Annotated in this window: 22 protein-coding genes; 16 read left to right on the forward strand and 6 right to left on the reverse strand. The window is 70.3% G+C overall.

What is annotated here, in order from left to right; all coding sequences use genetic code 11:
- Nucleotides 1-163: 163 nt before the first annotated feature.
- Complete coding sequence (locus tag ACFWTE_RS23995; protein WP_378782125.1) at nucleotides 164-1,024, reverse strand: SDR family oxidoreductase; 861 nt, start codon at nucleotides 1,022-1,024, stop codon at nucleotides 164-166.
- A gap of 228 nt (nucleotides 1,025-1,252) precedes the next feature.
- On the opposite strand from ACFWTE_RS23995, the gene ACFWTE_RS24000 reads away from it, so the two are divergent.
- Both ACFWTE_RS24000 and ACFWTE_RS24005 read left to right on the forward strand, forming a co-directional pair.
- Nucleotides 1,253-3,343, forward strand: a complete 2,091-nt coding sequence (locus tag ACFWTE_RS24000; RefSeq protein WP_378782126.1) for a catalase — start codon at nucleotides 1,253-1,255, stop codon at nucleotides 3,341-3,343.
- 21 nt (nucleotides 3,344-3,364) lie between these two features.
- Nucleotides 3,365-4,345 (forward strand): TIGR03557 family F420-dependent LLM class oxidoreductase, encoded by a 981-nt coding sequence (locus ACFWTE_RS24005; RefSeq protein ID WP_378782127.1) that lies wholly within the window; start codon nucleotides 3,365-3,367, stop codon nucleotides 4,343-4,345.
- A 223-nt stretch (nucleotides 4,346-4,568) separates the two neighbouring features.
- Here the strand turns inward: ACFWTE_RS24005 and ACFWTE_RS24010 are convergent, their stop codons facing one another.
- Complete coding sequence (locus ACFWTE_RS24010; protein WP_378782128.1) at nucleotides 4,569-6,002, reverse strand: cytochrome P450; 1,434 nt, start codon at nucleotides 6,000-6,002, stop codon at nucleotides 4,569-4,571.
- Between the two features lie 556 nt (nucleotides 6,003-6,558).
- Between ACFWTE_RS24010 and ACFWTE_RS24015 the strand changes: the two genes are divergently transcribed.
- The 11 genes from ACFWTE_RS24015 (at nucleotide 6,559) to ACFWTE_RS24065 (ending at nucleotide 19,938) form a co-directional block, all read left to right on the forward strand.
- Entirely contained in the window at nucleotides 6,559-7,821 is a 1,263-nt protein-coding gene (locus tag ACFWTE_RS24015; RefSeq protein ID WP_378782148.1) for an SWIM zinc finger family protein, read from the forward strand.
- Nucleotides 7,818-9,350: a DUF5691 domain-containing protein gene (locus ACFWTE_RS24020; RefSeq protein ID WP_378782129.1), complete on the forward strand. Its 1,533-nt coding sequence runs from the start codon at nucleotides 7,818-7,820 to the stop codon at nucleotides 9,348-9,350. Before ACFWTE_RS24015 ends, ACFWTE_RS24020 begins: the two co-directional genes overlap by 4 nt.
- A complete protein-coding gene (locus ACFWTE_RS24025; protein WP_378782130.1) occupies nucleotides 9,351-10,460 on the forward strand; it encodes an AAA family ATPase in 1,110 nt (369 codons plus the stop codon).
- On the forward strand, nucleotides 10,460-12,928 hold the full coding sequence (locus ACFWTE_RS24030) for a DUF5682 family protein (RefSeq protein WP_378782131.1): 2,469 nt from the start codon (nucleotides 10,460-10,462) through the stop codon (nucleotides 12,926-12,928). Before ACFWTE_RS24025 ends, ACFWTE_RS24030 begins: the two co-directional genes overlap by 1 nt.
- Complete coding sequence (locus tag ACFWTE_RS24035; RefSeq protein WP_378782132.1) at nucleotides 12,925-14,094, forward strand: VWA domain-containing protein; 1,170 nt, start codon at nucleotides 12,925-12,927, stop codon at nucleotides 14,092-14,094. Before ACFWTE_RS24030 ends, ACFWTE_RS24035 begins: the two co-directional genes overlap by 4 nt.
- Before the next feature lie 706 nt (nucleotides 14,095-14,800).
- Nucleotides 14,801-15,175: a carboxypeptidase-like regulatory domain-containing protein gene (locus ACFWTE_RS24040; RefSeq protein ID WP_378782133.1), complete on the forward strand. Its 375-nt coding sequence runs from the start codon at nucleotides 14,801-14,803 to the stop codon at nucleotides 15,173-15,175.
- Between the two features lie 557 nt (nucleotides 15,176-15,732).
- On the forward strand, nucleotides 15,733-16,278 hold the full coding sequence (locus ACFWTE_RS24045; RefSeq protein ID WP_378782134.1) for a DUF6879 family protein: 546 nt from the start codon (nucleotides 15,733-15,735) through the stop codon (nucleotides 16,276-16,278).
- Nucleotides 16,278-17,117: a helix-turn-helix domain-containing protein gene (locus ACFWTE_RS24050; RefSeq protein WP_378782135.1), complete on the forward strand. Its 840-nt coding sequence runs from the start codon at nucleotides 16,278-16,280 to the stop codon at nucleotides 17,115-17,117. Before ACFWTE_RS24045 ends, ACFWTE_RS24050 begins: the two co-directional genes overlap by 1 nt.
- 134 nt (nucleotides 17,118-17,251) lie before the next feature.
- Entirely contained in the window at nucleotides 17,252-18,397 is a 1,146-nt protein-coding gene (locus tag ACFWTE_RS24055; RefSeq protein ID WP_378782137.1) for a methyltransferase domain-containing protein, read from the forward strand.
- A gap of 499 nt (nucleotides 18,398-18,896) precedes the next feature.
- Nucleotides 18,897-19,562 carry a DUF433 domain-containing protein gene (locus ACFWTE_RS24060; RefSeq protein ID WP_378782138.1) on the forward strand — a complete coding sequence of 222 codons (666 nt, stop codon included), beginning with the start codon at nucleotides 18,897-18,899 and terminating at the stop codon, nucleotides 19,560-19,562.
- A 7-nt stretch (nucleotides 19,563-19,569) separates the two neighbouring features.
- Complete coding sequence (locus ACFWTE_RS24065) at nucleotides 19,570-19,938, forward strand: hypothetical protein (protein WP_378782139.1); 369 nt, start codon at nucleotides 19,570-19,572, stop codon at nucleotides 19,936-19,938.
- Nucleotides 19,939-20,111: 173 nt separating this feature from the next.
- Here the strand turns inward: ACFWTE_RS24065 and ACFWTE_RS24070 are convergent, their stop codons facing one another.
- Both ACFWTE_RS24070 and ACFWTE_RS24075 read right to left on the reverse strand, forming a co-directional pair.
- On the reverse strand, nucleotides 20,112-20,369 hold the full coding sequence (locus ACFWTE_RS24070; RefSeq protein ID WP_378782140.1) for a DUF397 domain-containing protein: 258 nt from the start codon (nucleotides 20,367-20,369) through the stop codon (nucleotides 20,112-20,114).
- A 1-nt stretch (nucleotide 20,370) separates the two neighbouring features.
- The gene (locus tag ACFWTE_RS24075) at nucleotides 20,371-21,222 is read right to left on the reverse strand and encodes a helix-turn-helix domain-containing protein (RefSeq protein ID WP_378782141.1); all 852 of its coding nucleotides are present in this window, start codon (nucleotides 21,220-21,222) and stop codon (nucleotides 20,371-20,373) included.
- Between the two features lie 483 nt (nucleotides 21,223-21,705).
- On the opposite strand from ACFWTE_RS24075, the gene ACFWTE_RS24080 reads away from it, so the two are divergent.
- Both ACFWTE_RS24080 and ACFWTE_RS24085 read left to right on the forward strand, forming a co-directional pair.
- Nucleotides 21,706-22,218 (forward strand): ATP-binding protein, encoded by a 513-nt coding sequence (locus tag ACFWTE_RS24080; protein ID WP_378782142.1) that lies wholly within the window; start codon nucleotides 21,706-21,708, stop codon nucleotides 22,216-22,218.
- Nucleotides 22,215-22,766: a hypothetical protein gene (locus ACFWTE_RS24085; protein WP_378782143.1), complete on the forward strand. Its 552-nt coding sequence runs from the start codon at nucleotides 22,215-22,217 to the stop codon at nucleotides 22,764-22,766. The genes ACFWTE_RS24080 and ACFWTE_RS24085 overlap by 4 nt, the downstream gene beginning before the upstream one ends.
- 119 nt (nucleotides 22,767-22,885) lie before the next feature.
- On the opposite strand, the gene ACFWTE_RS24090 is transcribed toward ACFWTE_RS24085, so the two are convergent.
- Together ACFWTE_RS24090 and ACFWTE_RS24095 are read right to left on the reverse strand one after the other, a co-directional pair.
- Nucleotides 22,886-23,371, reverse strand: a complete 486-nt coding sequence (locus ACFWTE_RS24090) for a PIN domain-containing protein (protein ID WP_378782144.1) — start codon at nucleotides 23,369-23,371, stop codon at nucleotides 22,886-22,888.
- Nucleotides 23,372-23,454: 83 nt separating this feature from the next.
- The gene (locus tag ACFWTE_RS24095) at nucleotides 23,455-23,904 is read right to left on the reverse strand and encodes a helix-turn-helix domain-containing protein (protein ID WP_378782146.1); all 450 of its coding nucleotides are present in this window, start codon (nucleotides 23,902-23,904) and stop codon (nucleotides 23,455-23,457) included.
- A gap of 438 nt (nucleotides 23,905-24,342) precedes the next feature.
- On the opposite strand from ACFWTE_RS24095, the gene ACFWTE_RS24100 reads away from it, so the two are divergent.
- Entirely contained in the window at nucleotides 24,343-25,728 is a 1,386-nt protein-coding gene (locus ACFWTE_RS24100; RefSeq protein ID WP_378782147.1) for an MFS transporter, read from the forward strand.
- Nucleotides 25,729-25,884 lie beyond the last annotated feature (156 nt).

Below are 25,884 nucleotides of genomic sequence, written 5' to 3' on the forward strand. Positions count from 1 at the left end.
TTTTTTTAATCATCCGCCCACCCCCTATAACTACACCACAAAGACCGTCGGCCGCGTCAGATGTTTATACGCGACCGGGGGCGCCCCGCGCGCGGATGGGGCGGGGCCCGGGGGCCCCGCCCCTTCCGCGTCGTGCGGGCGGCCCTGCCGCCCGCACGCGGTGTCAGCCGGCCTGGATCTCCCCGCCCGTGGGTGCCAGGGTCTCGCCCGAGTAGTACGACGACAGGCGTTCGCTGGCGAAGAACACGTACGACGGGGCGATCTCGTCGGGGTCGGCCGCCCGGCCCATCGGCGCCTGCTTGCCGAACCCCTCGGCGCCCTTCTCCCCGAGCGTGGCCGGGATGAGGGGCGTCCACACCGGCCCGGGGGCCACGCAGTTGACCCGGATGCCCCGCTCCCGGAGCACCTGTGAGAGCGAGACCGACAGGTTCATCACCGCCGACTTGCTCGCCGCGTAGTCGATGAGCGATGTGTTGCCCCGCAACCCGTTGATCGACCCGGTGATGATGATCGAACCGCCGTCGGGGATGTGTTCCAGAGCCTCGCGGACGGTCCAGAACACCCCCAGCACGTTGACGTCGAAGGTGCGGCGCAGCTGTTCCGTGGTCAGGTCGGTGAACTGCTCGACCGGGGTCTGGGTGGCGGCGTGCTCGACCAGGATGTCGATCCCGCCCAGTTCGTCGACCGCGCGGCTGACCAGGTGCGCGCAGAACGACTCGTCGGCCAGGTCGCCGCGCACGGCCACCGCCTTGCGCCCCTCCCTCTGGACCAGGCCCACGGTGTGCTGGGCGTCGGCGTCCTCCTCCTCGCCGAGGTAGCCGAGGACGACGTCGGCACCCTCCTTGGCGAACGCCACGGCGACGGCGCGGCCGATCCCGGAGTCACCGCCCGTGATCAGGGCGCGCCTGCCCTTCAGCAGGCCGCGGCCCTCGTAGTTCCTCATCTCGTCCCTGGGCTGCGGTTGCATCGGTTCGGTCCGCCCCGGGTGCGGCTGGCTCTGTGCAGGAGGTCGGATGTCGGACATGACCTTCTCCCCTCTCGACTCGCGTGGGACCGCCCTACCCGTTCCGTCCACCTTCGACCCGCGAAGCGGGGTTTCGTCGGGACGGGTCTCCCCGGAACCGCCCGGGACGGTGAACACCCCTCCAAGATCGGACCAACCACGTTTCGGGACGTTTCTCCTCGGTCAGTGTCAGGGTGAGTCTCCCCCGGGCTCGGATCTGCTGCCACTACCCAGGACCGGAGGGCTCCCATGGCCGACGACGTACCCGACGAGAAGGACCGCCAGCTCGACCAGGTGAGGACCGATTCGCAGGAACCGCTGACCACGGAGACGGGCATGCGGGTGGGGGACACCGACAACTCCCTCCGCGCGGGCGCCCGCGGCCCCACGCTCCTGGAGGACTTCCACGCGCGGGAGAAGATCACGCACTTCGACCACGAGCGGATCCCCGAACGGGTCGTGCACGCGCGCGGGGCGGGCGCCTACGGACACTTCACACCGTACGAGGACCTGTCCCACCTGACCGCGGCCCACTTCCTCAGCGGCCCCGACGTCACCACCCCGGTCTTCGTCCGGTTCTCCACGGTGGCCGGATCCCGGGGTTCGGCGGACACGGTGCGGGACGTGCGCGGCTTCGCGGTGAAGTTCTACACCGCGCAGGGCAACTACGACCTCGTGGGCAACAACATGCCGGTCTTCTTCATCCAGGACGGCATCAAGTTCCCCGACTTCGTCCACGCGGTCAAACCCGAGCCGCACAACGAGATCCCCCAGGCGCAGTCCGCGCACGACACCCTGTGGGACTTCGTCGGACTTCAGCCCGAGAGCATGCACATGATGATGTGGCTGATGTCGGACCGGGCGATCCCGCGCAGCTACCGGACCATGCAGGGCTTCGGTGTGCACACCTTCCGTTTCGTCAACGCCGAGGGGCGGGGCACCTTCGTCAAGTTCCACTGGAAGCCGCTGCTGGGGACGCACTCCCTGGTGTGGGACGAGGCCCAGCGCATCCAGGGCAAGGACCCCGACTTCAACCGGCGGGACCTGTGGGAGTCCATCGAGCGCGGCCAGTACCCCGAGTGGGAGCTGGGGGTGCAGCTCGTCGCTGAGGAGGACGAGCACGCGTTCGACTTCGACCTGTTGGACGCCACGAAGATCATCCCGGAGGAGCAGGTCCCGGTCCGCCCGGTCGGGAGGCTGGTCCTGGACCGCAACCCGGACAACTTCTTCGCCGAGACCGAGCAGATCGCCTTCCACACGGCGAACGTGGTGCCGGGGATCGACTTCACCAACGACCCGCTGCTCCAGGCCCGCAACTTCTCCTACCTGGACACCCAGCTCCTTCGCCTGGGCGGGTCCAACTTCCAGCAGATCCCCGTCAACCGGCCGGTCAACGAGGTGAGCAACAACCAGAGAGACGGGTTCGCCCAGCACCGTGTGCACCGCGGGCAGACGTCCTACTACCCGAACACCCTGGGCGGGGGCTGCCCCGCACTGGCCGACGAGGGCTTCTACCGCCACTACGCCGAGAAGGTCGAGGGCGAGAAGATCCGGGTCCGCAGCCAGAGCTTCGCCGACCACTACTCCCAGGCCACGCTGTTCTACAACAGCCTCGCCGACTGGGAGCGCGAGCACCTGGAGGCGGGATTCCGCTTCGAGCTGGGCAAGTGTGAGGAACCGGAGGTGCGCCGGCGCGCCGTCGCCAACCTCAACCACGTCGACCACGGGCTGGCGGTCAGGGTGGCCGAGGGGATCGGCGTGGCGCCACCGGAGTCGGAGGGCACGCCCAACCACGGCCGCACCTCCCCGGCGGTCAGTATGGCCAACACCGAGTTCGGCTCCCTGACGGGGCGCCAGATCGCGGTCCTGGTCGCGGACGGGGTGGACGGCGGCGCGGTCCGGGCGTTCCGGGACCGCCTGGTCTCCGAGGGGGCGCTGGTCGAACTCCTCGCGGCGGAGGACGGCACGGTGAGGGCGCAGGACGGGGAACCCGTCACCGTGGACCGGGCCTACACGACCGTCTCCTCCGTGCTCTACGACGCGGTCGTGGTGCCGGGCGGGGCCGCCTCCGCGGAGGCGCTGGCAAAGGACGGTACGGCCGCGCACTTCGTCCTGGAGGCCTACAAGCACCACAAGGCGGTGGCGGCCGTGGGCGGGGGCACACGGCTCCTCGCGGGGCTGCCCCTCCCGGGCGCGGTCTCCGAACCCGCCGAGGGCATGCGCTCCGAACTGGGTGTCGTCGTGTCGCGGGAGGCGGGGGACGACTGCGTCGCCGAGTTCGCGCGGCTGGTCGGAGGACACCGGATCTGGGACCGGCCGACAGCGTCGGTGCCCGCCTGACCAGGGGAGGAGTAGGGCGTCATGCAGGTAGGTTTCAAGCTTTTCGCCGAGGGCTTCGGGCCCCGCGAGATCGTGGAGCAGGCGGTCCGCGCCGAACGGGCCGGGTTCGACTTCGTGGAAATCAGCGACCACTTCCACCCGTGGCTGTACAGCCACGGCCACTCCGGCTTCGTGTGGTCCATGCTGGCCGCCATCGCCGAGCGCACCGACACGATCAAGATGGCCACCGGGGTCACCTGCCCGATCCTGCGCGTGCACCCGGCGATCGTCGCGCAGGCCGCCGCCACCACCGCCCTCCTGTGCGAGGGACGGTTCAGTCTCGGGCTGGGCGCGGGGGAGCGCCTCAACGAGCACGTGGTCGGCCGGGGCTGGCCCAGCGTCACCACCCGCCACGAGATGCTGCGTGAGGCGATCACGATCATCCGCCTGCTGTGGTCCGGGGGCTACCACTCCTACGAGGGGAAGCACCTGGTCCTGGAGGACGCCCGTGTGTTCGACCTCCCGGACGAGCCGCCGCCGATCCTCGTGGCGGCCGGAGGGGAGAAGGCGGCCCTGCTGGCCTCGGAGCTCGGCGACGGGTTGTTCTGCACCGAGCCGGACAAGGTGCTCACCCACGTGTACGGCGAGAACGGCGGCGTCGGACCGCGCTACGGCGAGGTGCCGCTGGCCTGGGCGACCAACGACGGCGACGCGCTGGACTCGGCGCGCGAGATCTTCCGCTTCGGCCTGACGGGGTGGAAGGTGCAGGCCGAGCTGCCCAACCCGGTGAACTTCGAGGCGGCCACCGCCCTGATCGACCGGGACGCGATGCGCGACGCGTTCGGGTACGGGCCGGACCCGGCCCGCCACCTGGCGGCCGTGCGCCAGTTCGCCTCTGCCGGGTTCGACCACCTGTGCCTGGTCAACGCGGGCCCCGACACGGAGGGGTTCTTCACCTTCTTCGAGGAGGAGTTGGCCGGACCCGTCCGGGACATGGGGAGCCAGGCCGACTACGGGGGATGACGTCGGCGACCCCGCCGCACGGCAGCCCGGGAGGGAGGCCGTGCGGCGGTCGGGCGTCCAGGTCGTGTTTTTTTTGCATCCTTGCCGGGCCCGCGTCCACCGGGCTTCCTCCCGCCGCGCCTTCGCGCTCGTGAGGCACGTCCAGGCCGAACGTCGCGCATCGCCTTGCGGGAGATCGCCCGGACGGCCGCTCGCCGACCCGAAAACCCCCAAAGAACACTCCCTACCCGCGCAGGCCGCGCCACCAGCTGAGAAGGCGGTCGAGCAGGTCTCCCTCCAGTGCCTCGTCCTCGCCCGGGTCCGGGGCGGAGGGGTCTCGGTGGCCCTCCCCGCGCGAGGACGCAGGCTCGCCCGCGACGGCGGCCGGATCCAGCGTGGAGGGCTCGCCCGGGGCGAAGGAGACCGGCAGCGCGCGCAGTCCGCGCAGGAACGGTGACGGCATCCAGCACAGCTCCTCGGGGTCCACCGCGAGCTGCATCCCGCTGAGCCTCTCGTGCAGGGTGGTGACGGCCGTCGCCGCGATCATCTTGGCCAGCTCGCGGGCCGGGCAGGCGTGCGGCCCCGCGCCGAACATCAGGTGGGCGCGGCTGCCGCTCGCCACACCCGTCCCGTCGTCGTCCGCCCGCCGCACGGCCGGGTCGCGGTGGGCGGAGTCGAACCCGATCAGCAGGGCGTCGCCCGCGCGGACCTCGGCGCTGCCGATGAGTATGTCCTGGAGGGCGAAGCGCGCGGGCAGGATCTGGAAGGGCGTGTCCGTCCACATGACGTGGTCCAGCAGCTCCTGTACCGGCAGCCTGGCGTCGGTGTACGCCCCGCGGATGCGGTTGTCCGAGAGCAGGGTGCGCAGCGTGTTTCCGATGAGGTGCGTGGTCGGCTGGTGGCTGGCGCTGTTGATGAGTGCCGCCTGGTGGGCGACCTCGTGCCCGCTCAGCCCGGCCGGGTGCTCCAGCATCCAGGACACCAGGTCCGGGCCGGGGCGCTCGCGCTTGCGGTCGACCAGCCCCGAGAAGTACTGGTGGACCCGGGCGATGGCGTCCTCGCCCCGCTTGGCGTCCTCGTCGAAGATGATGGCGGTGAGGTCGCCGAGCATGTGCCCGTAGCTGTCGGAGAGCCCGTACAGCCGGTTGACCACCAGGACCGGGAGCGGGTTGGCGTACTGGGCGACGAGATCGGCTCTGCCCTCGGCGACGAAGCCGTCGATCAGCTCCTCGCAGAGCTGCCGGACCATGCGCGAGGTGGCGGCCATGTCCACCCGGGCCAGGGCGTCCACGACGGCGCCGCGCAGCCGTGTGTGCTCGGCGCCGTCCGCGTAGAGGACGTTGGGGCGCCAGGACAGGGCGGGGCGGCCGGAGGCGAGGTCGACGCGGCCCTCGACCACCTCGCGCCACCGGCGCGTGTCGCGCGCGAACATGTGCGGGTTCTGGAGGACCGTGAGGTTCTCGTGGTAGCCCAGCAGCAGCCAGGCCCGTACCCCGGTCTCCAGTTCCACGGGCGCGACGGCTCCGTGTCGCTCGCGCAGGGCGGCCCAGAGCTCGTCGCGTCCGGCGTCGGGGGTGGTCCCGTACAGGCGGGTGATATCGGCCGGGCAGCCGCGGGGCGCCGTGAAGGCGGGTGTGCCGGACTGGGCGGTTTCGTCGCCGGGTTGGATGGTCGTCATCAGGGGTGCGGTACCCGGGGGTCACGGGGGCCGCTTCCCTCCCTTCGAGGAGACGTCGTGTTTCTGTGGTGTCGGGGGAGGGGGAGCGGGGAGCCACCTCGTCCTCAGGCGGGAAAGGCGGGTCGTTGACGGGTGCCGGGACCTCGTTTCCCAGCGGCCGGGCGGCCGGGGGAGCCGCGATCCTGGTCGTGGCATTCTAGGAGGGTAATAGATCTGTTTTCAACACCCTCAGAAAAATGCGCGGATCGGGACTTTAAGCTCCCGGATAAAACGGCCAGAAGGCACAAATGTAATTTAAGCGTCAGTCAAGCTTTTTCGGTGGCACGCAGGGGTTTCGTGCCGTACCGAAGCCGGTCCGCGGCCCCATCATGCCACGGCGCGCGGACAGTTCCCGAAGCCCCTCGGAAGGACCCTTGAAAGGGCATCCGGGGGAGTGTCGGAACCCCCCGTTTTGTCACCCTGGTTCCGTAGTGTTCTCCATGTGAGCGATCGATGGAGTACCGACGACGTATGGGCACTGGCGCCGGACCCCTCCTCCCGGAAGGCCGCCCTCAAGGTGGCCAAGGACGGGTCCTGGCCGGAGCGCGGAGTGGTCGCCGCCCCCTCCGGCGGCGCCTCCGCGGTGTGGGGCGAGTGCAAGGGCAGCGGATCCAAGCCCTACCTCGCCGCCGTCCACCTGGACGGGGACGGCGGCCCCGCCTACAAGTGCAGCTGCCCCAGCCGCAAGATCCCCTGCAAGCACGCCCTGGCCCTGCTCGCGCTGTGGGCTCAGGACGACGTGGCGACCCGGGAGGAGAAGCCCGAGTGGGTCGGCGCGTGGCTCAACGGCCGCGCGGCCCGACGTGCACGCGCGGAGAGCGGAACACCCGCCGATCCGGCCAAGGCCGCCGCCACCCTCCAGAAGAAGGAGAAGGCCGTCGCCGCGGGGCTGGAGGAGCTTCAGACCTGGCTGTACGACCAGGTCGAGGCCGGCCTGGCCGAGGCGCCCAAACACGGCTACGCCCACTGGGACCGCATGGCCAGGCGCCTCATGGACGCCAAGGCCCGCGGCGCCCACACCCTCGTGTCCCAGCTGCCCGCCGCAGCCCGGGGGGACCGCTGGCCCGAGCGCATGCTCGAACAGCTCGGCCTCCTCCACCTGCTGGTCAGCGGTTACCGGGCCGGGGACGCCCTGGGAGAACGCACCCGGGGGGCCGCCCGCGCCCGGATCGGCATCGTCACCAGCGCCGACGAGGTCCTCGCGGGCGGCGAGCGCGTACGCGACACCTGGCGGGTCCTGGGCCTGCGCGACATCGACACCCCGGAGGGGGACATGCGCGCCCGCCGGGTGTGGCTGCGGGGCACGGGGACCGGACGCACCGCCCTGTCCCTGAGCTTCGCCCGCACCGGACAGGCCCCCGCCACCGCCTTCCGGGTCGGTACCGAGGTCACCGCCGAGCTCGCGTTCCACCCCGACGGCCACCGCGTCGTCCCCGTGGGCGACGGCGGCGCCGGCCAGGCACCGCCGCCCGAGGGCGGTACGGTCGTCGAGGCCCTCGACTCCTTCGCCGCCGTCCTGGCCGAGGACCCTTGGCAGGACGCCTGGCCGGTCGTGCTCGACCGCGTCGCCCCCGCCCACCCGGACGGGTCCGCGAACGGCACCCGGTGGCACCTCGTCGACCCGACCGGCGCCGCGCTCCCCCTGGCCGACACCGACCCCTGGCGCCTCCTCGCGGTCACCGGAGGCCACCCGGCCACCGTCGCCGCCGAGTGGTCGCCCGCCCACGGGCTCACACCCCTCACGGTGTGGGACCGCAACGGAAAGGCGGTCTCCCTGTGACCGGCACGACCGAACCCCTCGACCCGCTGGCCTCCGTCACCGCCACCGACTCCTGGGACCGCCTGGTCTCGGCAGCCCTGGTCGGCACCTCCCGCCGTTCCGTCCCCGACACCCCCGACCTGCCCGCCACCCCCGCCACCGAGGACGCCGCCGCCCTCCTGGACCGCGCCGCCCTGGCGGCCGTCCGACGCGCCGCCGGCCACACCCCGGCCACCGCGACCCCCGTCACCCCCGACGGTTCCGACGAGCTCCCCGAGGTGGGGGACGCCGCCACCCACCGGTTGGACCGCATCCTCGCCGGACGGACCGAACTCCTCCCCGAATGGCTGGAACTGGCCGCAGCCCGGGGCAGGCGGGCCGCCCACTCCAGCCTCCCCGCACTCCTCGACCAGGGGGCGCGCGAGACCCGGATCCGACCCGCGCTCGCCGCGGTCGTCGGCGGGCGCGGCCACTGGCTCGCCCGGTTCAACACCTCGTGGGCGTACATACGGGGCGAGTCCGTCCCGGGCGACCGGTTCGACCAGGGCGAATGGGAGCAGGGGACCCCCGTCCGGCGCCGACGTACCCTCGCCGCACTGCGCGCCGCCGACCCCGACGCCGCCCGCGCGCTCCTCCAGCAGGTGTGGCCCGACCTGGCCAAGGCCGAGCTCCGCCGCCGCCTCCTGGAGGCACTGGAGACCGGGCTCGGCCCCGCCGACGAGGAGTTCCTCGAACTCGCCCTGGACGACCGGGGGGCCAACGTGCGCGGCCTCGCCCTGTCGCTCCTGACCCGGCTGCCCGACAGCGCCCACGCCCACCGCCTGCGCGGCCACGTCCGCGAGCACGCGTCGGCGGGGGAGGACGGCGCGCTGCGGGTGGAGACCGTCCACACGCGCCGCGCCGACATCCACCGCGACCTCGCTCTCGCGGCGCCCCAGAGCCGCGCCGAGACCGCCAACGAACGGTCCGGGCGCCTGTGGGCACTCGTCACCCACGCCCCGCTGGACGTGTGGCCCGACCTGCTCGGCACCGACCCCGCCGGAGTCCTCGCCGCCGCCACCGCCTCCGGTGACGCCGACCTCGGCGACGCCTTCGTCAACGCGGTCGCCGTCCAGGAGGACGTCCGGTGGGCGAGGGTCGTCCTGGAGACGGTCGGCCTCCGGATCACCCGCCGTTCCCACGCCCACGCCAACGGGTCGTTCCAGCTGGAGAAGCTTTTGGACCTGCTGCCCGTCGAGGAGCGCTGCGCGCGCGTGCGTGACGTCCTCGACACCGGTGTGGGGCTGGAGCACTGCGGTGAGATGCTGCGCGCCACCCGGGGACCCTGGACCACCGCCCTGTCCGAGTGGACCGTCCAGCGCCTGCACCAGCCGGGGCGCGCACGCGACTCCTTCGGCTACCGGGAGATCTGCGACGCCGCCGCCGAGCACATGCCGCCCCAACACCTCGCGGACCTGCGCGAAGAAGCACCGTTCGAGCACACCGCGGACGCCTACCTCCGGCTTCGGGGGACCCTCCGATTCCGGCTCGACATGTACAAGGAGCTCTAGTTGACCACCTCCGCCATCAGCACCGACGTGGCCCAGGCCATCCGCCCGCACGCCGAGCAGACCTACGCCGCCGAACTGGAGGCGCTGGCCAAGGCCGACGACCGCGGGCGCCCCCCGGGCTGGCACCTGTCCCCGTGGGCGGTCACCCAGTACCTGCTGGGCACCACCCTGGACGACGGCACCGAGATCACCGCCAAGTACATCGGCTCGCGCCGGATCGTCGAGGTCGCCGTCGCCACCCTGGCCACCGACCGCGCGCTGCTGCTCCTCGGTGTCCCCGGAACGGCCAAGACGTGGCTGTCCGAACACCTGGCCGCCGCGATCTCCGGCGACTCCACCCTCCTCGTCCAGGGCACCGCCGGGACCTCCGAGGAGGCCGTCCGCTACGGCTGGAACTACGCGCGGCTGCTCGCCGAGGGCCCCTCCGAGGCCGCCCTCGTGCCCAGCCCCGTGATGACCGCCATGGCGCGCGGCTCCATCGGCCGCATCGAGGAGCTCACCCGCATGCCCTCCGACGTGCAGGACGGCCTCATCACCGTGCTGTCGGAGAAGGCACTGCCGGTCGCCGAGCTCGGCATCGAGGTGCAGGCCCAGCGCGGGTTCAACATCATCGCCACCGCCAACGACCGGGACCGCGGCGTCAACGACCTGTCCAGCGCGCTGCGCCGCCGGTTCAACACGGTGGTGCTGCCCGTGCCGGACAGCGCCGAGGACGAGATCCGCATCGTGACCCAGCGGGTGGAACAGCTGGGCCGGGCGCTGGAACTGCCCGAGGTGCCCACCAGCCTCACCGAGATCCAGCGGGTCGTCACGGTCTTCCGCGAACTGCGCTCCGGGGTCACCGAGGACAACGGCACCAAGGTCAAGTCGCCCAGCGGCACCCTGAGCACCGCCGAGGCCATCTCGGTGATCACCAACGGCATCGCGCTGGCCGCGCACTTCGGCGACGGCCAGCTCCGCTCCGCCGACGTCGCCGCGGGCATCCAGGGCGCCGTCGTCCAGGACCGCGTGTCCGACGGCGTGGTGTGGCGCGAGTACCTGGAGACCGTCGCGCGCGGCCGCGACGGCTGGGGCGAGTTCTACCGAGCCTGCCGCGAGGTGGGCGCCTGATGGGCCGTCCCCGACTGGACACGAGCGGGCTGCACGTCCTGGGCGTGCGGCACCACGGCCCGGGCTCGGCCCGGGCCGTCCGGGCGGCCCTGGAGGAGATCAAGCCCGATGCCGTGCTGATCGAGGGGCCGCCGGAGGCGGACGCGCTCACCGCGCTCGTGGGCGAGCTCGAACCGCCCGTGGCGCTGCTGGCGTACCTGACCGACACCCCTGCCGGGAACACCGCGAGGGCGCGGGAGAGCAAGGGAGGAACCGCGGCCGAAGGCCGACGGTTGAGGGTGGCGGAGGGCGAGGGGTGGGCGTTCTGGCCGTTCGCGAGCTTCTCCCCCGAGTGGGAGGCCCTGCGCTACGCCGTGGCCAACGACGTGCCCGTGCGCTTCTGTGACCTGCCCGCCGCGCACACCCTCGCGGAGCGCGTCGCCGAGGCCGAGGAGCGGCGTGCGGCACAGGAGCGCCGCGAGGCGGCCGAGGACGACGGCGCGGACGAGGACGCGGCCGAGGACGAGGAGCGGGACGAGGCAGCCGACACGTCCGGGGGACCGGACGCACAGGACGGCCAGGCCGAGGGCACCGAGGTCGAGGAGACCGTGGGGGCACCGGAACGGGTCCGGCTGGACCCGCTCGGCGTCCTCGCCGAGGCCGCGGGCTACGACGACGCCGAACGCTGGTGGGACGACGTCGTCGAGCAGCGCGGCGACGGGGAGCCGTCCCCGTTCCCCGCGATCGCCGACGCCATGGCCGCCGTCCGCGCCGAGTCGGGCCCCGAGGAGCCGCGCAACGCCCGCAGGGAGGCGTACATGCGCCAGACCCTGCGCGCCACCCTCAAACAGGGGCACGAACGCGTCGCCGTGGTCTGCGGTGCCTGGCACGCCCCCGCCCTGCGCGACCTGGCCGACTACTCGATCAAGGACGACACCGCCCTGCTCAAGGGCCTGCCCAAGGCCAAGGTCACCGCGACCTGGGTGCCGTGGACCCACGGCCGGCTGGCCTCCGCCAGCGGCTACGGCGCGGGCGTGTCCGCGCCCGGCTGGTACCACCACCTGTTCACCGTCGCGGACCGGCCGGTGCACCGGTGGCTCACCGACGCCGCCCGCATGCTGCGCGACGAGGGGCAGGGCGTGTCGTCCTCGCACGTCATCGAGGGGGTGCGGCTCGCCGAGACCCTCGCCGTGCTGCGCGGCCGCCCCCTCGCCGGGCTCGACGAGGTGTCCGAGGCGCTCACCGCCGTCCTCTGCGAGGGGGAGCCCACCCGGGCCGCCCTCGTCCACCACCGCATGGCGATCGGTGAGCGGATGGGCTCGGTCCCGCCGTCCACGCCCATGGTCCCGCTCCAGCGCGACCTCGTCGCCGCCCAGAAGCGGCTGCGGCTCAAACCGGAGCCCTTCGACCGCGACGTCGACCTCGACCTGCGCAAGGACAACGAGCGCGAACGCGGCGTGCTCCTGCACCGCCTGCGGATGCTCGGCGTCGAGTGGGGTGTTCCGCGCACGCCCGACGGAGGGCACAAGGGGACGTTCCGGGAGTCGTGGCGGCTGCGCTGGGAACCCGACATGGACGTGGCGCTGATCGAGGCCAGCCGGTGGGGGACCACGGTGGCGTCGGCCGCAGCCGCCAGGGCGGTCGAACTCGCGGCCGGGGCGACGCTGCCGGAGCTGACCTCGCTCACCGAGAAGTGCCTGTTCGCGGAGCTGGGCGAGGCCCTGCCCCGGGTCCTGGCACTGCTCACCGACCGGGCGGCCACCGACAACGACGTCACCCACCTGATGGGGGCGCTGCCGCCGCTGGCCCGGTCGGCCCGCTACGGCGACGTGCGCGGTACCGACGGCGGGCACCTGCGCACCGTCGCGGAGCAGATCCTGCGGCGCGTCTGCGTCGGGCTGGCCCCGGCCGCGCACGGTCTGGACGACGACGCGGCGGAGCGGTTCGTCACGCGGATCGACGAGACGCACACGGCCGCGACCCTGCTCGGCGGGGAGGGCGAGGCCGCCTGGACGGCGACCCTCGTGACCCTGGCGAAGCGGGACACCCTGCCCGGCCGGATCGCCGGCAGGATCAACCGGATGCTCTCGGACGCCGGTCTGGTGGACGGCGACGAGCTGCGCCGCCGGCTCGGGCTGGCGATGTCGCCGGGCGCCGAACCGGCGACGGCCGCCGCCTGGCTGGAGGGGTTCCTCCGGGGCAGCGGGCTGATCCTGGTGCACGACGACCGGTTGCTGGGGCTCATCGACACCTGGCTGCTCGGCCTGCCCGAAGAGCGTTTCACCGTCGTACTCCCGCTGCTGCGGCGCACCTTCGGCTCCTTCCAGGGGCCCGAACGCAGGGAGATCGGCGCGGCTGCCGCCCGCATCGGCAGGGCGGCCCCGGCCGCCGACCCCGCGGCGGTCCGCGTGGACGTGGACGTCGAACGGGCCGCCCCCGCCCTGGCCACGGCCCTGGCCATCCTCACCACCGGAAGGAGCCACACGTGAGCGTCACGGATGAGCGGGAGCGCCGCTGGCGGCTGGTCCTCGGCCGCGAGGCGCAGTGCGCGGGCGGGCTGAGCACCGCCGACCAGGGCATGGACGGCGCACTGGAGGCCCTGTACAACCGGGGCGACGGGGGCTCCGGGGCGGGTTCCGGCGGCGGACAGCGCAGCGCCGGGTTGGGAGGCTCGGCACCACGGGTCGCCCGGTGGCTGGGCGACATCCGGGAGTACTTCCCCACCTCCGTCGTGCAGGTGATGCAGAAGGACGCCATGGACCGGCTGGGCCTGCACCAGCTGCTCCTGGAACCGGAGATGATGGAGGCCGTCGAACCGGACGTGCACCTGGTGGGGACACTGCTGTCACTCAACCGGGTGATGCCCGACAAGGCGCGCGAGTCCGCCCGCGCCGTGGTGCGCCGGGTGGTCGACGACCTGGAGCGGCGGGTGGCGCAGAAGACCCGCTCCCTGGTGCAGGGGGCGATCGACCGGTCGGCGCGCACGCACCGGCCGCGCCGGGTGGCCGACATCGACTGGAACGCCACGATCCGCCGCAACCTGGCCAACTACCTGCCCGAGCACAACACGATCGTGCCGGAGACCCTGGTCGGGTACGGGCGCCGCAGCCGGGGGGTGCAGAAGGACGTCGTCCTGGCGATCGACCAGAGCGGGTCGATGGCGTCCTCGGTGGTGTACGCGAGCGTCTTCGGCGCCGTCCTGGCGTCCATGAGCACCCTGCGCACGTCGTTGGTCGTGTTCGACACCGCCGTGGTGGACCTGACCGAACAGCTCACCGACCCGGTGGAGGTCCTGTTCGGCACCCAGCTCGGCGGGGGCACGCACATCAACAAGGCGATCGCGTACTGCCAGGGGCTGATCACCAAGCCAACGGACTCGATCTTCGTGCTGATCAGCGACCTGTACGAGGGCGGTGTCCGAGCGGAGATGTTGAAGAGGGTGGCCGCCATGCAGGCCGCCGGGGTCCAGGTGGTCGTGCTGCTGGCCCTGTCGGACGAGGGCGCGCCGTTCTACGATCGCGAGAACGCGTCGGCGCTCGCCGAGATGGGCGTCCCGGCGTTCGCCTGCACGCCGGACGTGTTCCCGGAACTGATGGCGGCCGCGATCCAGGGACAACCCCTCACGTCCTGGGTAGAGAAACACCGGGACACCTGATCCGGGCGGGCGGGGCCGTGGCGGTCCCCGCCCGCCTGTTGTTCCTCGGGGTGTGCGCCGTCGCCTGGCGCGGATCGACCAGAACCGACCCCGCGAGAACGTGTCAACGATCTCCGGGAAGGGCGCTGTCACCGGCCGCCCCAGCGCCTGACCGGGAAGCACGCCGCGCCTGGAAAATCCATCGGAGCGGTCTCACAGGCCGGTCGAATGGCAGTTGTCCGCGGAAGCGAGGTTGGCCGGGTTCGGCCATTGTTCAACGAGGGCTCTTGTGTTGCGCAACCCCATGTATCACGATCATGGTTGATATGCGAATATTCGGAGGTGGCGTACGCATCACCCCGAAGAAGACCATGGTTCCCTTTCCTTTCCCTTTCCGTCCTGATCATGGCCCCGGGCATCCGCTGAAGTCTTGTCCCCGCACACCCACGTTTCTCCTGGCGGAGTAGGTGTCTTCGCATCCCAGGAGGGGGTGCCGAGTTACCCCCAGGGCGCCGGCGGGGAGCGGTGGACCCGGTCCTAAGGGGTGACGACGACGAGCCGGCAACGTATGTACGGGATCGACACCTCGCCTGGCCAGAGTGGATCTCCCCCCGTTGTGTGGTTGGTTCCCATGCCTGGGGTCCGTGCGGAGGAATCGATATGAACCGAGGCACGCGCCTATCACGCGAGCTTCTGGAGAACCATAGGAATTTGCTGAACTGAAGAAATGGATGACATGTGCAGGAAATGGGCGGGTCTGCTGGTTCTGGCCGCACCGGCGATCTTCCTCGTGGGTTGCGGGACGACCGATGCGGGAAGCGGAACGGTCTCGGGAGTCGTCTCTGATGCCCAGGGGGACCCGGCTGCGGGGTGCTCGGTCTCCGCGGAACCCACTTCCCACCCGCGCCCGGCAATGAACGAGCGGGGGTACGGCACCGACGACGAGGGATGGTTTTTCATGGTGTTGCCCTCCGCCACCTACACCATGAGAGTCCTGTGCCATGGAGGGGAGGGGGAGACCTCCACCGTCCGAATCGAAGAAGAAGTCACGGATGTGGTCGTGACCGACGACGCGGAGGTCACCGTGAACTTCCAGGGCTGACGCCGATGCCCGATCAGCGCTCGCCCAGGTCGGTCCGGCTCGCGTTTCCGGGGGAAACACCAGAGTTCTCAAGACGGAACACCTCAGCACCTCTCAGCCACCTCGGGCCGGTGACGCTGTGCATCCTGGGGGCGCTGAACCGAGCTCGCTCCTGGGCCGGGCCGAGGGGATCGGCCTTCGCGGATCTGGAAGTGCCTCGCACACGCTGAAGCGGGGTGTGGCAACCACCACTGGTCCCCGAGGTGGAGCGGCCCTTCGCGGTACCGGGGTCGGCGAGCTTTCGTCGTCCTTGCTCGCGGCAAAGTATTCCTGTACATCATTCGTTTGCTGGAATACTCTTGGGTCGTTGAGCCACGCCCAACGAGGAGGCCTCTTGGAGTTCACGCAGGTTCGCGGAGATTGTGAAGAGGACAACTGTCCTGCCGTCTACGCGACGGACCGAGGCACGTTCATGGTCCAGGGGTACGTCATCACCGATCAGGGCACCTTGCGTGAGCTTGGTCTTCCCCCTGGTGAGTCCGTCGTGGAGGTGCCCGCCGACCTGTTGAAGGGAATCCATGTCCACTCTCACGAGTGAGAAGTTCGGTGCCCTGTTCGACGGGGCGACACAGAGCATCTTTCGCCTGGAAACCCTGCCCGTCTACAACCCCGAATCCGAAGCTTCGGTACTCAAGGCCTACCTCGACGGTGAACCCTGCCCGCTGGAGGGTGTGACCACGTCTTACATGAAGCGGGTTGCTGACCAGTCGGCCCGCGGTATAAGGCGCTTCCGCGTGCACGTCGTGCAGAGCCCTCTCACGGACTACCTCCGTTGTGAGATGGAGTGGGGCTACATGAGAAACTCCGGCGCCGGCGAGGAGATCTTCGTCCTCGACACGACGGAGCACGGTCGCCCCGAAGCCCTGATCGATGAGGACTTCTGGTTCTTCGATGAGACCGGCGTCGTGCGCATGCACTACCGGGAGGACGGCGAGTTCCGGCATCCGGAGCTTGTGGTTGCTCCGGACCTGGATCACTACCGTGCCCAGCGTGATCTCGCTATGGAGCAGGCCGTACCCTTCAACGAGTATTGGAGTGCGCATCCGCAGTACCACCGGGGCTGATGGTCATACCTGAGTCGTTCGAACGGGACCGTGCGGAGCTGGCGGAGAGTATTCGCCAGCTCCGCACGGCTTCTGGCATGTCCGGGACCGTTGCGGCTGAGAGGTTGGGGTGGAGCCAGTCGAAGGTCTCCAAGATCGAGACCGGCAGTGCCACGCCCTCCCGCGAGGATGTCCGGCTCCTCCTCGACCTGTACCAGCCGCCGACTGACAGGCGTGGGGAGCTGGAAACCCGAGCTGAGGCACTGAATGACCGCTACAGGTCTCTGCGCATGCTGCGTAAGCGCGGCCTCCACCGGCTGCAAGAGGAAGTCGGCCAGAAGGCTCGGCGCACCGTTCTCACGAGGGTGTTCCAACCCACGATGATCCCAGGTCTGCTGCAGACACCGGAATATGCACGTGCGGTGTTCAGCCAGCCTCTGTCGATGGCTGGAACTGACGTCGCACAAGCGGTACGCGCGCGTCTGGATCGTCAAGCTGTCCTCTTCGATGCGGAGAAAAACTTCCACTTCGTGATCACGGAGGCAGCGTTGAGGTGGAGGATGGGCGGCACGGCAACGATGGCGGCTCAAGCGGATCGGATCGCGAACCTCTCCACGCTCGGCAACGTCAGACTCGGTCTGTTGCCGTGGACGGTCTCCGTCCCACAAGTCCCCATCAACGCTTTCACGATGCGAGATGAGCGCGAGGTGTCCGTGGAGAGCTTCACGACCCACCGGTCGATCTCGGAGCCCCGGGATGTCCGGTTCCACCTGGAGGTCTTCCAGTTGTTCGCGGACGCCGCGATCTACGGCGACGAGGCGCGCGCCTTCCTCGCGGAACTGACGCGCGAGCACGCCTGACCCCTGCCTCTTTCCTGGCTCCCCTTCGGGCTCCCTCGCTTCGTAGACATAGAAGTATTCCTTGATGTGATTAGTTTCTTGGAATAGTCTTTTGCTTGGTTCCGCTGACCACGAAGCGCGGAGGAGCGACCCTCGTGAGCATCACGACTCTGACCGAGAAGGGAGCCCGTATGGCCGACGAACCCGGCCCTGGGGACCTGGAGGCGCTCGTACCCGCAGCCTGGGGAGAGGTGTTCCGGCGGGTCCCCCGGGAGTTCTTCATCCCGGACGCCGTCCATGCCGGTCCTATGGGCGACGAACCGTCGTACTGGGTGGACCGCACCGAGGATCCCGAGCGGTGGCGGGCCGCCGTCTACGCGGACACGACCCTGCTCACCCAGATCGCGGACGGGGAGGTGGGGCTGTCCGAGGACACGGTGCGCACCGGTGCGCCGAGCAGTTCGAGCACCGCGCCCAGCCTGGTCGGGGAGTTCCTCGACCTGCTCGATCCCTACCCGGGCGACCGGGTGTTGGAGGTGGGCACCGGGACCGGGTGGACCGCCGCGTTGCTCTCCGAACGCCTGGGAGCGGACAGCGTCACTTCGGTCGAGGTGGACGAGCGGGTCTCCAAGAGCGCGGCCGGCCACCTGGAGATCTCCGGTCACCGGCCGCGCCTGGTGGTGGGCGACGGGCTCGCCGGGTTCCCCGACGGGGCTCCCTACGACCGCGTGCACGTGACGTGCGCCGTGCGCGAGGTGCCGTTGGCCTGGGTGGAGCAGACCCGGCCCGGGGGAGTGATCGTCGCTCCGTGGTCACCCGTGCAGGTCCGGGGCCACAAGCTCAGGCTCACGGCCACCGGTGACCGGGCGATCGGGCGGCTCCACGGCGGGACGGCGTTCATGATGGCGCGCTCCCAGCGCCCGGGATACGCCTCTCTGGAGGAGGCGCCCCGTGAGTCGGAGGCACGGCTGGACCCGATGAGGGTGACCAGCGCGGGACCGGGGCTGGAGTTGGTGGTGGTCGCCCTGTTGCCCCGGGTCGTGGTGAACGGACTGGGCGAGGGTTCTCGGGTCGGGTTGCACGATCCGGTGACGGGCGCGTACGCCCTGGCGATTCGCCCGGAGGACGGGGGCGCGGCGGAGGTCACCGAGTACGGGCCGCGTGATCTGTGGTCGGAGATGGAGGCGGCCTACCTGGCCTGGGTGGGTCTGGGTGAGCCGGAGCTGGAGCGGTTCGGGCTCACCGTGGACGCCGAAGGTCAGCAGGTGTGGTTGGACCAGCCGCGCAACCGGGTGCGGTGAGGAAGGAGATCCCTCTGGGTGACCACCGCAAAGAGGTGAACTGCTCCACTTGCTGTGGCAGGAAGACGATCGATTACTCCAAGGACGGCGAAGTCATACAGATACCGTGCCCGGTCTGCAACTGGACGGGCAAGCAGCCGTAGGACACCGGCCAGGCGGCGCCCTGGTCGGCTCCCGGAAGTCCGAAGGGTCGTGCCCGGTGGCGCGGCCCTTCGGTGCCGGTTCAGTTGTCGGCCGCAGAGCTGTAGGACGACGTGCGGAACTCCGGATCAACGGAGCTCACCAGTGCAGACCTGCCACCTTCTCGGTGATCAGAGCTCGGCAGTCCGAGCCGGGAACCTGGTGGCCCGGTGGGCACGGCTTCTTTCCGCGTATGCCCAGTGGGGACCGTATGGGTTGGCTACGGTGTCCCCTGGCGCGGTGTTGGCGGCGCCCGGACCGGGAACGCCGCCCTGACGCGGTGGTAGGGCATGATGGGCGCGAAAGGAAGGTGGGCGGTATGGACGACATCAGGTTCACCATGGGCGTGCTCAACGTCTCCGACGCCGCCCGCTACCTGGGGACCAAACGCACGACCCTCAGCGGTTGGGCACACGGTCGCGACGACGCCCCGCCTCTGGTGCACGCGTTGCCGAGTTCTCCCGACCGGCTCACCGCGACAATGCCGTTCATCGCCCTCGCGGAGGCGCATGTCCTCCGTGCGCTGCACGATGCGGGGGTGCGCCCGCAGCGTATCCAGCCCGCGCTCCAGCGCCTGAGGGAGGAGTTCGGGCCGCACGCCCTGGTGGCCCGGGAGCTGGCGACCGACGGTGTGGACGTGCTGTGGGACTTCTCCCGGACACCGGGCGGCGAGGGCATCATCGAAGGCCGTACGGGACAGGGCGTCCTGCGCGAGATCGTCCAGGACTATCTGAGATACATCACATGGGTCGACGACAAATACCCGGAGCAGCTTCGGCTGATGACCTCCGAGCCCTACCGGGTCGTGATCGATCCGCACAGGTTCTTCGGACAGCCCTTCTTCGAGGAGTCGGGTGTTCGGGTGGCCGACGTGGCGAGAATGCTCCAGGCCGACGAGGAGCCCGAGGTGGTCGCCGATGAGTTCGGAATCGGCCTCGACACCGTCCGGACCGCCGCACGCATCGCTCTGGGCCAGGCCGCCTGAGTTCTACATGGACGAGAACGTGGCGGGCCGGGCAGCCCGCCGCTGTCTGGTGGACCTCGGTTACGTCGTTCACACACCACCCGACCTGTACGGGAGCTGGGACGCTGCTCGGGGTGCAAGCGACGAGGACTGGCTCGGCAAGCTCGCCACCCGAGACTGGGCGGCGGTGAGCAGGGACGAGCACATCCTTCAGCGCCCAGCGGAGTTGATGGCCTACAAGGCCGCCAAGATCCACATGTTCCTTTTGCCCAACAACGTCCGGCGCGACGAGCTCATCGTCCTGCTGCACGGCAACCTCGGGGATATCTGCACACGGGCCGTCGAACGCGTTCCCGGGGTCTGGCGCGTGACCCGCTCCGGGCTGGACCCGCTGTGAACGGTGCGGGCACCGACCGTTCATAGCACCTGTTCGGGAAGAACACCGCCCGGATGAGTAGCACACCGAGGTCTGACCGGTTGCCGGAACCGCGGCTGATCAGAGCCCTGGGACCTGGTGCCCGGGCGCCCCGCCCCTCGTGCTCGGGCGGGTGCGGGGCGCGAGAAAGCCGGTCAGCCGAGGTCTGCCTCGGCGGTGCTGAGGAAGGCTCGCCACTCACCGGGGCCGAAGGCGAGGGTGCCCTGGTCACGATTCTGGGTGTCGCGAACACTGGTGGTTGAGCCCTCGGAGACCTCTACACAGTTGTTGGCCCCAGAGCTGTAGGACGACTTGTGGAACGACGTCGGCGTGTGCGCTACCTCCACACAGTCACCTTGGGATCCGCTGTAACTGGATTTGAACCAACCCGCTTTAGGGACGATCTGGTGCATCTCATTCCTCTCGTCGATGGCCTTGCACGATGCGTTCAAGCAGGTCGCGAGTAGGGCGCCCCTCATCAAGAGAAGCCGCGCGAAGCCGGTTGAAGATCGTCGTGTATTCGGCCAGATCCTCGGGGTCTGTGAAAAACATGCTTGTTGTCTGGCCCTCGGAATAGACAGCGGTCACACCATGTGAAGCGATCTCCATGATCACAAACGCAGGGATGCGCATCGCCACGTGGGCCCCCGCTGAGAAGGGAAGCACCTGAATCGTCGTGTTCGGTTCCTGCGCCAGCTCGATCAAGCGTTCCACCTGATTGACCATGACGTCAGCAGTCCCAACTCGCTGACGCAAAGCGCCCTCGGTGACGATCAGCCAAAGTTCTGGGGGATCGGGACGCTTCAGGATGCTCTGCCGTTCCATGCGCACCTCGATCTCGCGGTCCACATCGCTGGTCGGATGCAAGGTCGCTTCGATCACTGCACGCGCATACGCCTCGGTTTGCGCGATTCCCGGGACGAGTTGTGCCTGATAGGACTCGATCGAGGTCGCCTGGGACTCGATATTGGCGTAGGTCCGGTAGCTGCGCTCCAGGTCGAAGGGCTGCCAGCGGTCCGGCTGCCGAGCTTCCTTGCGTAGCGCGAGGACCCGGTCCAGCTGTTCCTCTGCCTCGTAGATCTGTAGCAGGCGCTCGACGGCAGCAGGGCCGGGCACCGAACCGCGATCACCAGGGGTCTCCCACCTCGCCAAGCTGCCGCCCGTGGTGCGCGCGGCCTTCACGACCTCGTTGAACTTACGGTCGCCTCGCATGCGCCTGAGCTCCTGAGCGAGTTGCCACTGAGCAAGCGTGGGGTTGCGGTCCATCCCTGAATCCTGCCTGTTCTTCGCAGTTGGGTACAACTTGGGTCACTTGTAAATGAGACTTGTATTTACGAGTTCAGTGAGCTTCACTGTAACTGGAAGTTGACTCTACGCAGTGGTGGTCTGCTGAGATCCCCGCTGCATCCGCACCGGGAGCCCTCATGGCGCACACGTTCACTACCTCTCGCAGAGTGTTCCGCGCTTCCTGTTGCTGACCCCGTGGAGGCGAGGGCTCGCAGGTGAGCGCTACACCGTGGACCTGTCCCGCCTGCTATCGCACGGAGAACGGCCCACACACGTTGCCGACGCGGCAACGCCCAGGAGGACAGCGACGACCGCCCCGCCCCGGTACAGGGGCCTTCGGAGAACGTCGCGCACTATCGGCTGCCCCCTTCGCAAGCGGGCACGCGAAAGCCCCGGCAGGTGTCGATAACACCCCCGGGGCACGGCCAACCAATATCGGATCCTCCAAAAGGAGCCACTGGCATGTTCATTCTGCCTCGTCACCCCGACCCCGCGCCCCCGGCTGTGCACAGCCTGTGGGAGCCCCGCCTCTACCCCGGGACCCTGGCCACCACCGCCCGTGTCCGCGCGGACCTGCGTCGAGACCTCTCCCAGCTTCCGGACCCGTGCTCGGACCTGACCGAGTCGATCGTCCTGTGCGCCAGCGAGATGTTCGCGAACGCGTGCGACCACTCCACGTCCGGCGAGGAGGGAGGCAGGGTCATCCGCACCCTGACCACCCCCGGCGAGCGCGTGATCCGGCTGTCGGTCATCGACGACGGTTGTCGCGACACCGGCACCCGGCCGAGCATCCCCCACCAGCGCACGACGCAGGAATGGGAGGACGCCGAAAGGGGGCGGGGCCTGCTGATCGTCTCCCACCTCGCCGTCCGCTGGGGAACCAGCCGGGTGGTCGACTTTCCTTTCTGCGAAGGGCTCGGCACCGTCCTCTGGGCGGACTTCTCCGTCTCCTCCCTGACGGGAGCCGTCCGATGAGCACCTCCACCCTCGCCCCCGGCATGCGCCGGGTCCTGGACGCGCCCCGTGGCCGACGCTTCAGCCGTCCGGCAGCCCGTCCGGCAGTGCGACCGACGCCGAGCCCGACACCCCCGTCCAGGCCCGCGCCGCTGCCCCCGCTCGCCTCGCTGGGCCGGACCCCGCGCGAGCGCGAACTGCTCGCCCAGATGCCCGACACCCCGCGCCTGCGCTACCGGTTCACCCACGGCGACCTGCCTCCGTGGATGAACGTGCCCAGGCCCCAGGACCCCCGCCCAGACGTGGCTCCGGCCCTCGACCCGGTTCCCCGCCCTGCTCCTCGGCCCCGGCCCGAGCCCGGCGACGGGCCCAGGCCCGCACTCGTCCCGATCCCCCGCCCCCGGCGCGAGCGCACGCCTCTGCCGCCGCTTCCGCGCAGGTCGGACCGGCCCCGCCGTCCGGCGAGCCACCGCAGGCCCCGCCGCCGCGTCGGCTGGACGGCGGCCTGCTACGCCCTCGCCTCCGGCGCCGGGGCCCTCGCCCACCACCTCACCGGATTGCTGGTCTGAACTGCCGCACCACGGAACCATCCAGGAGGCCGCACCGGAGTGAGGGGCCCGGTGCGGCCACGGGATGTCAAACGATCAGGGGACGGGGAATGCTCTCCTGAACCCGGTCGTCACCCCCATCACTCGGATTGCAGCTCCGCCACTGAACTGTGAAGGCCGTTGCGTTGGAGGCTGGCGAGCACGTCGGCGACCGTTCCGGGTGGTTTGCGCCATGAGTCGGCGATCTGCTGCGCGCAGGACCAGACCACTTTCCGGTCCAGGTGGACCTGGTCGAGGACGAAGTCATCCGGACTCTTGGCCTCGATGTCCCACCCGTCCAGGACCGATGACGGGAAGTCGGCCAGGTTCTCCGTGACGATCACCTGGGCACGTGCACGGATGGCGGCGGCCAACACGTGCCGATCATCGAGGTCGGGTAGGTCCAAGGACTCGATCAGCGGTTCGTAACCCGTGACGAGGCAGTCCCGGATCGCGGAGATCATGAGCTTCCTCGTGCGCAGCAGAGCGTCGGCCGACAGCTCCGGGCGGTTCTTCCTGAGGTTGTCGAAGGTCTCGTCCAGGATCTGGTGAGTCCACCTCGCCTGGATCAGACCCGCCTGCGCCATCCTCCTGCGTCACTCTGAGGGGCAAATCCCGCAGCGTATTCGGGTAAAGGACGTTCGCATCGTAGATGACGACGAAGGGCATGTCAGTCCAGGCCCAGTTCCCGGTTCATCGCGGACAGTTCGTCGGCGGCCTCACGGCGGCGTTGGTCGTCCCTGCGCATGTACTCCAGCAGAGAGCCCGCGCGGACCCTGCGGTGCGTGCCGACCTTGCGATAGGTGATCTCCCCGGCTTGGAGGAGGCCGATCAGGTGAGGACGTGAGACGTTGAGCATGTCCGCTGCCTGCTGGGTCGTCAGCTCGGCGTGGTCCGGAACGATCGAGACCCCGCGTCCGGCCGCCATGTGCGCGAGCACACCGGCCAGTAGCTCGACGGCCGATCGCGGTAGCAGGAGTTCTTCCTCGCTGTCCTCGACGGCTACGGGAACAGGTGTCAGCTTTTCTTGGTGCTGGTCCAGGTAACGGCGGATCCGAGGCAGGGCGCTCGCGGCTGCCTGAATCTGTTTGGTGTCCGGGTGCGAAGACAACACTGTCATGGTGACTCCTCGCTTGGTGCCAGGGCGGAGATCCGTCCTGTATTCGCATTATCCGCAGCAAACGAAGCAAACGCAAGATGGCTGGCTGTCTACCTTCCCCGCCCTCGGGCTCTGTGCCTGTTCTCGGCCCTGGGCCCGGCGGCGCCAGGCCCGAACCCCACCTCATCACGCCCCGACTCGACGACTCCGGGACCGGCGGGCTCTTCGGCTTCCGGTTCTGAACCGGTCGGCCGCCGGCCGCATACGGCCCGCCCCGCCCCGAAAACGGGTGGCGGCGAGCCGGGCGCGTCGTCTACCCTCCCAACCGTGCCCGAATCGGTTGACCTGGCCGCCTAGCGGCGGCCGACACCACGTCTCTTCCGCCGCATCAGTGACCACCACCGGTGCGGTACCTCCGTGCTGCCCCGGTTCCGTTCCTGAACGCCCGGAGCCTCCGACTTGTCCACACCACATCGCGGCGGGGTCGTCCTCGCCGCCGTCCTCCTCTCCACGCTCATGTTCCCGCTGGCCATCACCGGCGCCTCGGTGGCACTGCCCGCCGTCCAGGCCGAACTCGGCGGCGGTCCGACCGCCCTCCAGTGGGTCGTCAACTCCTACAACGCCTGCTTCGCGGCCTTCCTCGTGTGCGCCGGGTCCGTCGCCGACGCGATCGGCCGGCGGCGCGTGTACGCGGCGGGCATCCTCCTCTTCTGCGCCAGCGGACTGCTGTGCCTGTTCGCGAACGACATCGCCGCGCTGAACCTGCTCCGCGCGGTCGGCGGTGTCGGCGCCGCGGCCGCTGTCGCCGGGGGCAGCGCGATGGTCGCCGCGGCCTTCGAGGGGCCCGCGCGGGCGCGGGCCTTCGGCCTGATCGGCACGGTGCTGGGCGCGGGCACCGCGTTCGGTCCCGCCGTCGGCGGGCTGCTGGCCGACACCCTGGGCTGGCGGGCCGCGTTCGCGTCCCCGGCCGCGGTCGCCGGACTCGTCCTGCTGCTGGTCCCGCTGCTGCCCGCGCTGCGCGGCACCGGGAGGCCGGTCGACTGGCCGGGCGCGATCCTGTTCACTTCGGCGCTGGTCACCCTGATCGCCGCACTGGTCGAGGGCCCAGAACGAGGGCTGCCGGTGATGCTGGCGGGGCTGGTGGTGTCGGCTGTGCTGATGGGCGCCTTCGCCCTGGTCGAACGGCGCAGGCGCGACCCCCTGGTCGACCTGGCACTGCTCGCCAACCGCAGGTTCGTCGCGTACGCGCTGGCCGCCGCCGCGTTCATGGCGGTGCTCGTGCCCCTGCTCGTGTACCTGCCCTCGTACCTGATCGCCGTGGTCGGGCTGGGCGCGGCCCAGGCCGGCCTGTGGCTGCTGATGCTCACGGGGCCGACGCTGTTCCTGCCCACCCTGGGGGCGGAGCTGGCCGCCCGCCTGCCCCACGCGGTGGTCGTGGTGGGCGCCCTCGCCCTGTGCGGCGCGGGCTCGGCGGGCCTGCTGGTGCTCGGCCCCGACGTCACGCCGTGGGCGCTCCTGCTCCCGTTCCTGCTCGTCGCGACGGGTGTGGGCCTCACCAACGGCACGATCGACGGCATGGCGATGGGGGTGGTGCGCGTCGAGCAGACCGGGGTCGCGGCCGGGGTGTTCAACGCGACCCGTATCACCGTGGAGACGGTCGCCCTCGCCTGCGTCGGTGCGGTCCTGGCGGCGCTCACCGGCGGCCGTCTCGCGGGGGAGGGGTTCACGGACGCGTTCCACGTCGTGGCCCTGGCCCTGGCGGGGGTCGCCGCCCTTGCCGTGGCGGGGGTCCTCGTCCTCGGAGGGCGCAGGGAGGCGGAAGCGGAGAAATCCCCCTTCTCCTGACGAGGTGAGGGGCGGGGCCGCCGGGCGGAATGCCCGGTCGGCGACCCCGCCCCGGCGACCCCGCCCCGGCGGGCCCGGCTACGCGAGGTCCTCCTCGTCGGGCCGTACCGAGTCGGGGCTGAGCGGGTCGTGCCCCACCGACATCAGCCGGTGCCG

Origin of the sequence: Nocardiopsis sp. NPDC058631 (genome assembly GCF_042716955.1) — a bacterium.
In the GTDB taxonomy this organism is placed as follows: domain Bacteria; phylum Actinomycetota; class Actinomycetes; order Streptosporangiales; family Streptosporangiaceae; genus Nocardiopsis.

Coding starts and splice junctions, on each gene's coding strand:
- ACFWTE_RS23995 (WP_378782125.1), bottom strand. CDS start 1,024: ATGTCCGACATCCGACCTCCTGCACAGAGCCAGCCGCACCCGGGGCGG.
- ACFWTE_RS24000 (WP_378782126.1), top strand. CDS start 1,253: ATGGCCGACGACGTACCCGACGAGAAGGACCGCCAGCTCGACCAGGTG.
- ACFWTE_RS24005 (WP_378782127.1), top strand. CDS start 3,365: ATGCAGGTAGGTTTCAAGCTTTTCGCCGAGGGCTTCGGGCCCCGCGAG.
- ACFWTE_RS24010 (WP_378782128.1), bottom strand. CDS start 6,002: ATGACGACCATCCAACCCGGCGACGAAACCGCCCAGTCCGGCACACCC.
- ACFWTE_RS24030 (WP_378782131.1), top strand. CDS start 10,460: ATGGGCCGTCCCCGACTGGACACGAGCGGGCTGCACGTCCTGGGCGTG.
- ACFWTE_RS24040 (WP_378782133.1), top strand. CDS start 14,801: ATGGATGACATGTGCAGGAAATGGGCGGGTCTGCTGGTTCTGGCCGCA.
- ACFWTE_RS24045 (WP_378782134.1), top strand. CDS start 15,733: ATGTCCACTCTCACGAGTGAGAAGTTCGGTGCCCTGTTCGACGGGGCG.
- ACFWTE_RS24050 (WP_378782135.1), top strand. CDS start 16,278: ATGGTCATACCTGAGTCGTTCGAACGGGACCGTGCGGAGCTGGCGGAG.
- ACFWTE_RS24060 (WP_378782138.1), top strand. CDS start 18,897: ATGGACGACATCAGGTTCACCATGGGCGTGCTCAACGTCTCCGACGCC.
- ACFWTE_RS24065 (WP_378782139.1), top strand. CDS start 19,570: ATGGACGAGAACGTGGCGGGCCGGGCAGCCCGCCGCTGTCTGGTGGAC.
- ACFWTE_RS24070 (WP_378782140.1), bottom strand. CDS start 20,369: ATGCACCAGATCGTCCCTAAAGCGGGTTGGTTCAAATCCAGTTACAGC.
- ACFWTE_RS24075 (WP_378782141.1), bottom strand. CDS start 21,222: ATGGACCGCAACCCCACGCTTGCTCAGTGGCAACTCGCTCAGGAGCTC.
- ACFWTE_RS24080 (WP_378782142.1), top strand. CDS start 21,706: ATGTTCATTCTGCCTCGTCACCCCGACCCCGCGCCCCCGGCTGTGCAC.
- ACFWTE_RS24085 (WP_378782143.1), top strand. CDS start 22,215: ATGAGCACCTCCACCCTCGCCCCCGGCATGCGCCGGGTCCTGGACGCG.
- ACFWTE_RS24090 (WP_378782144.1), bottom strand. CDS start 23,371: ATGGCGCAGGCGGGTCTGATCCAGGCGAGGTGGACTCACCAGATCCTG.
- ACFWTE_RS24095 (WP_378782146.1), bottom strand. CDS start 23,904: ATGACAGTGTTGTCTTCGCACCCGGACACCAAACAGATTCAGGCAGCC.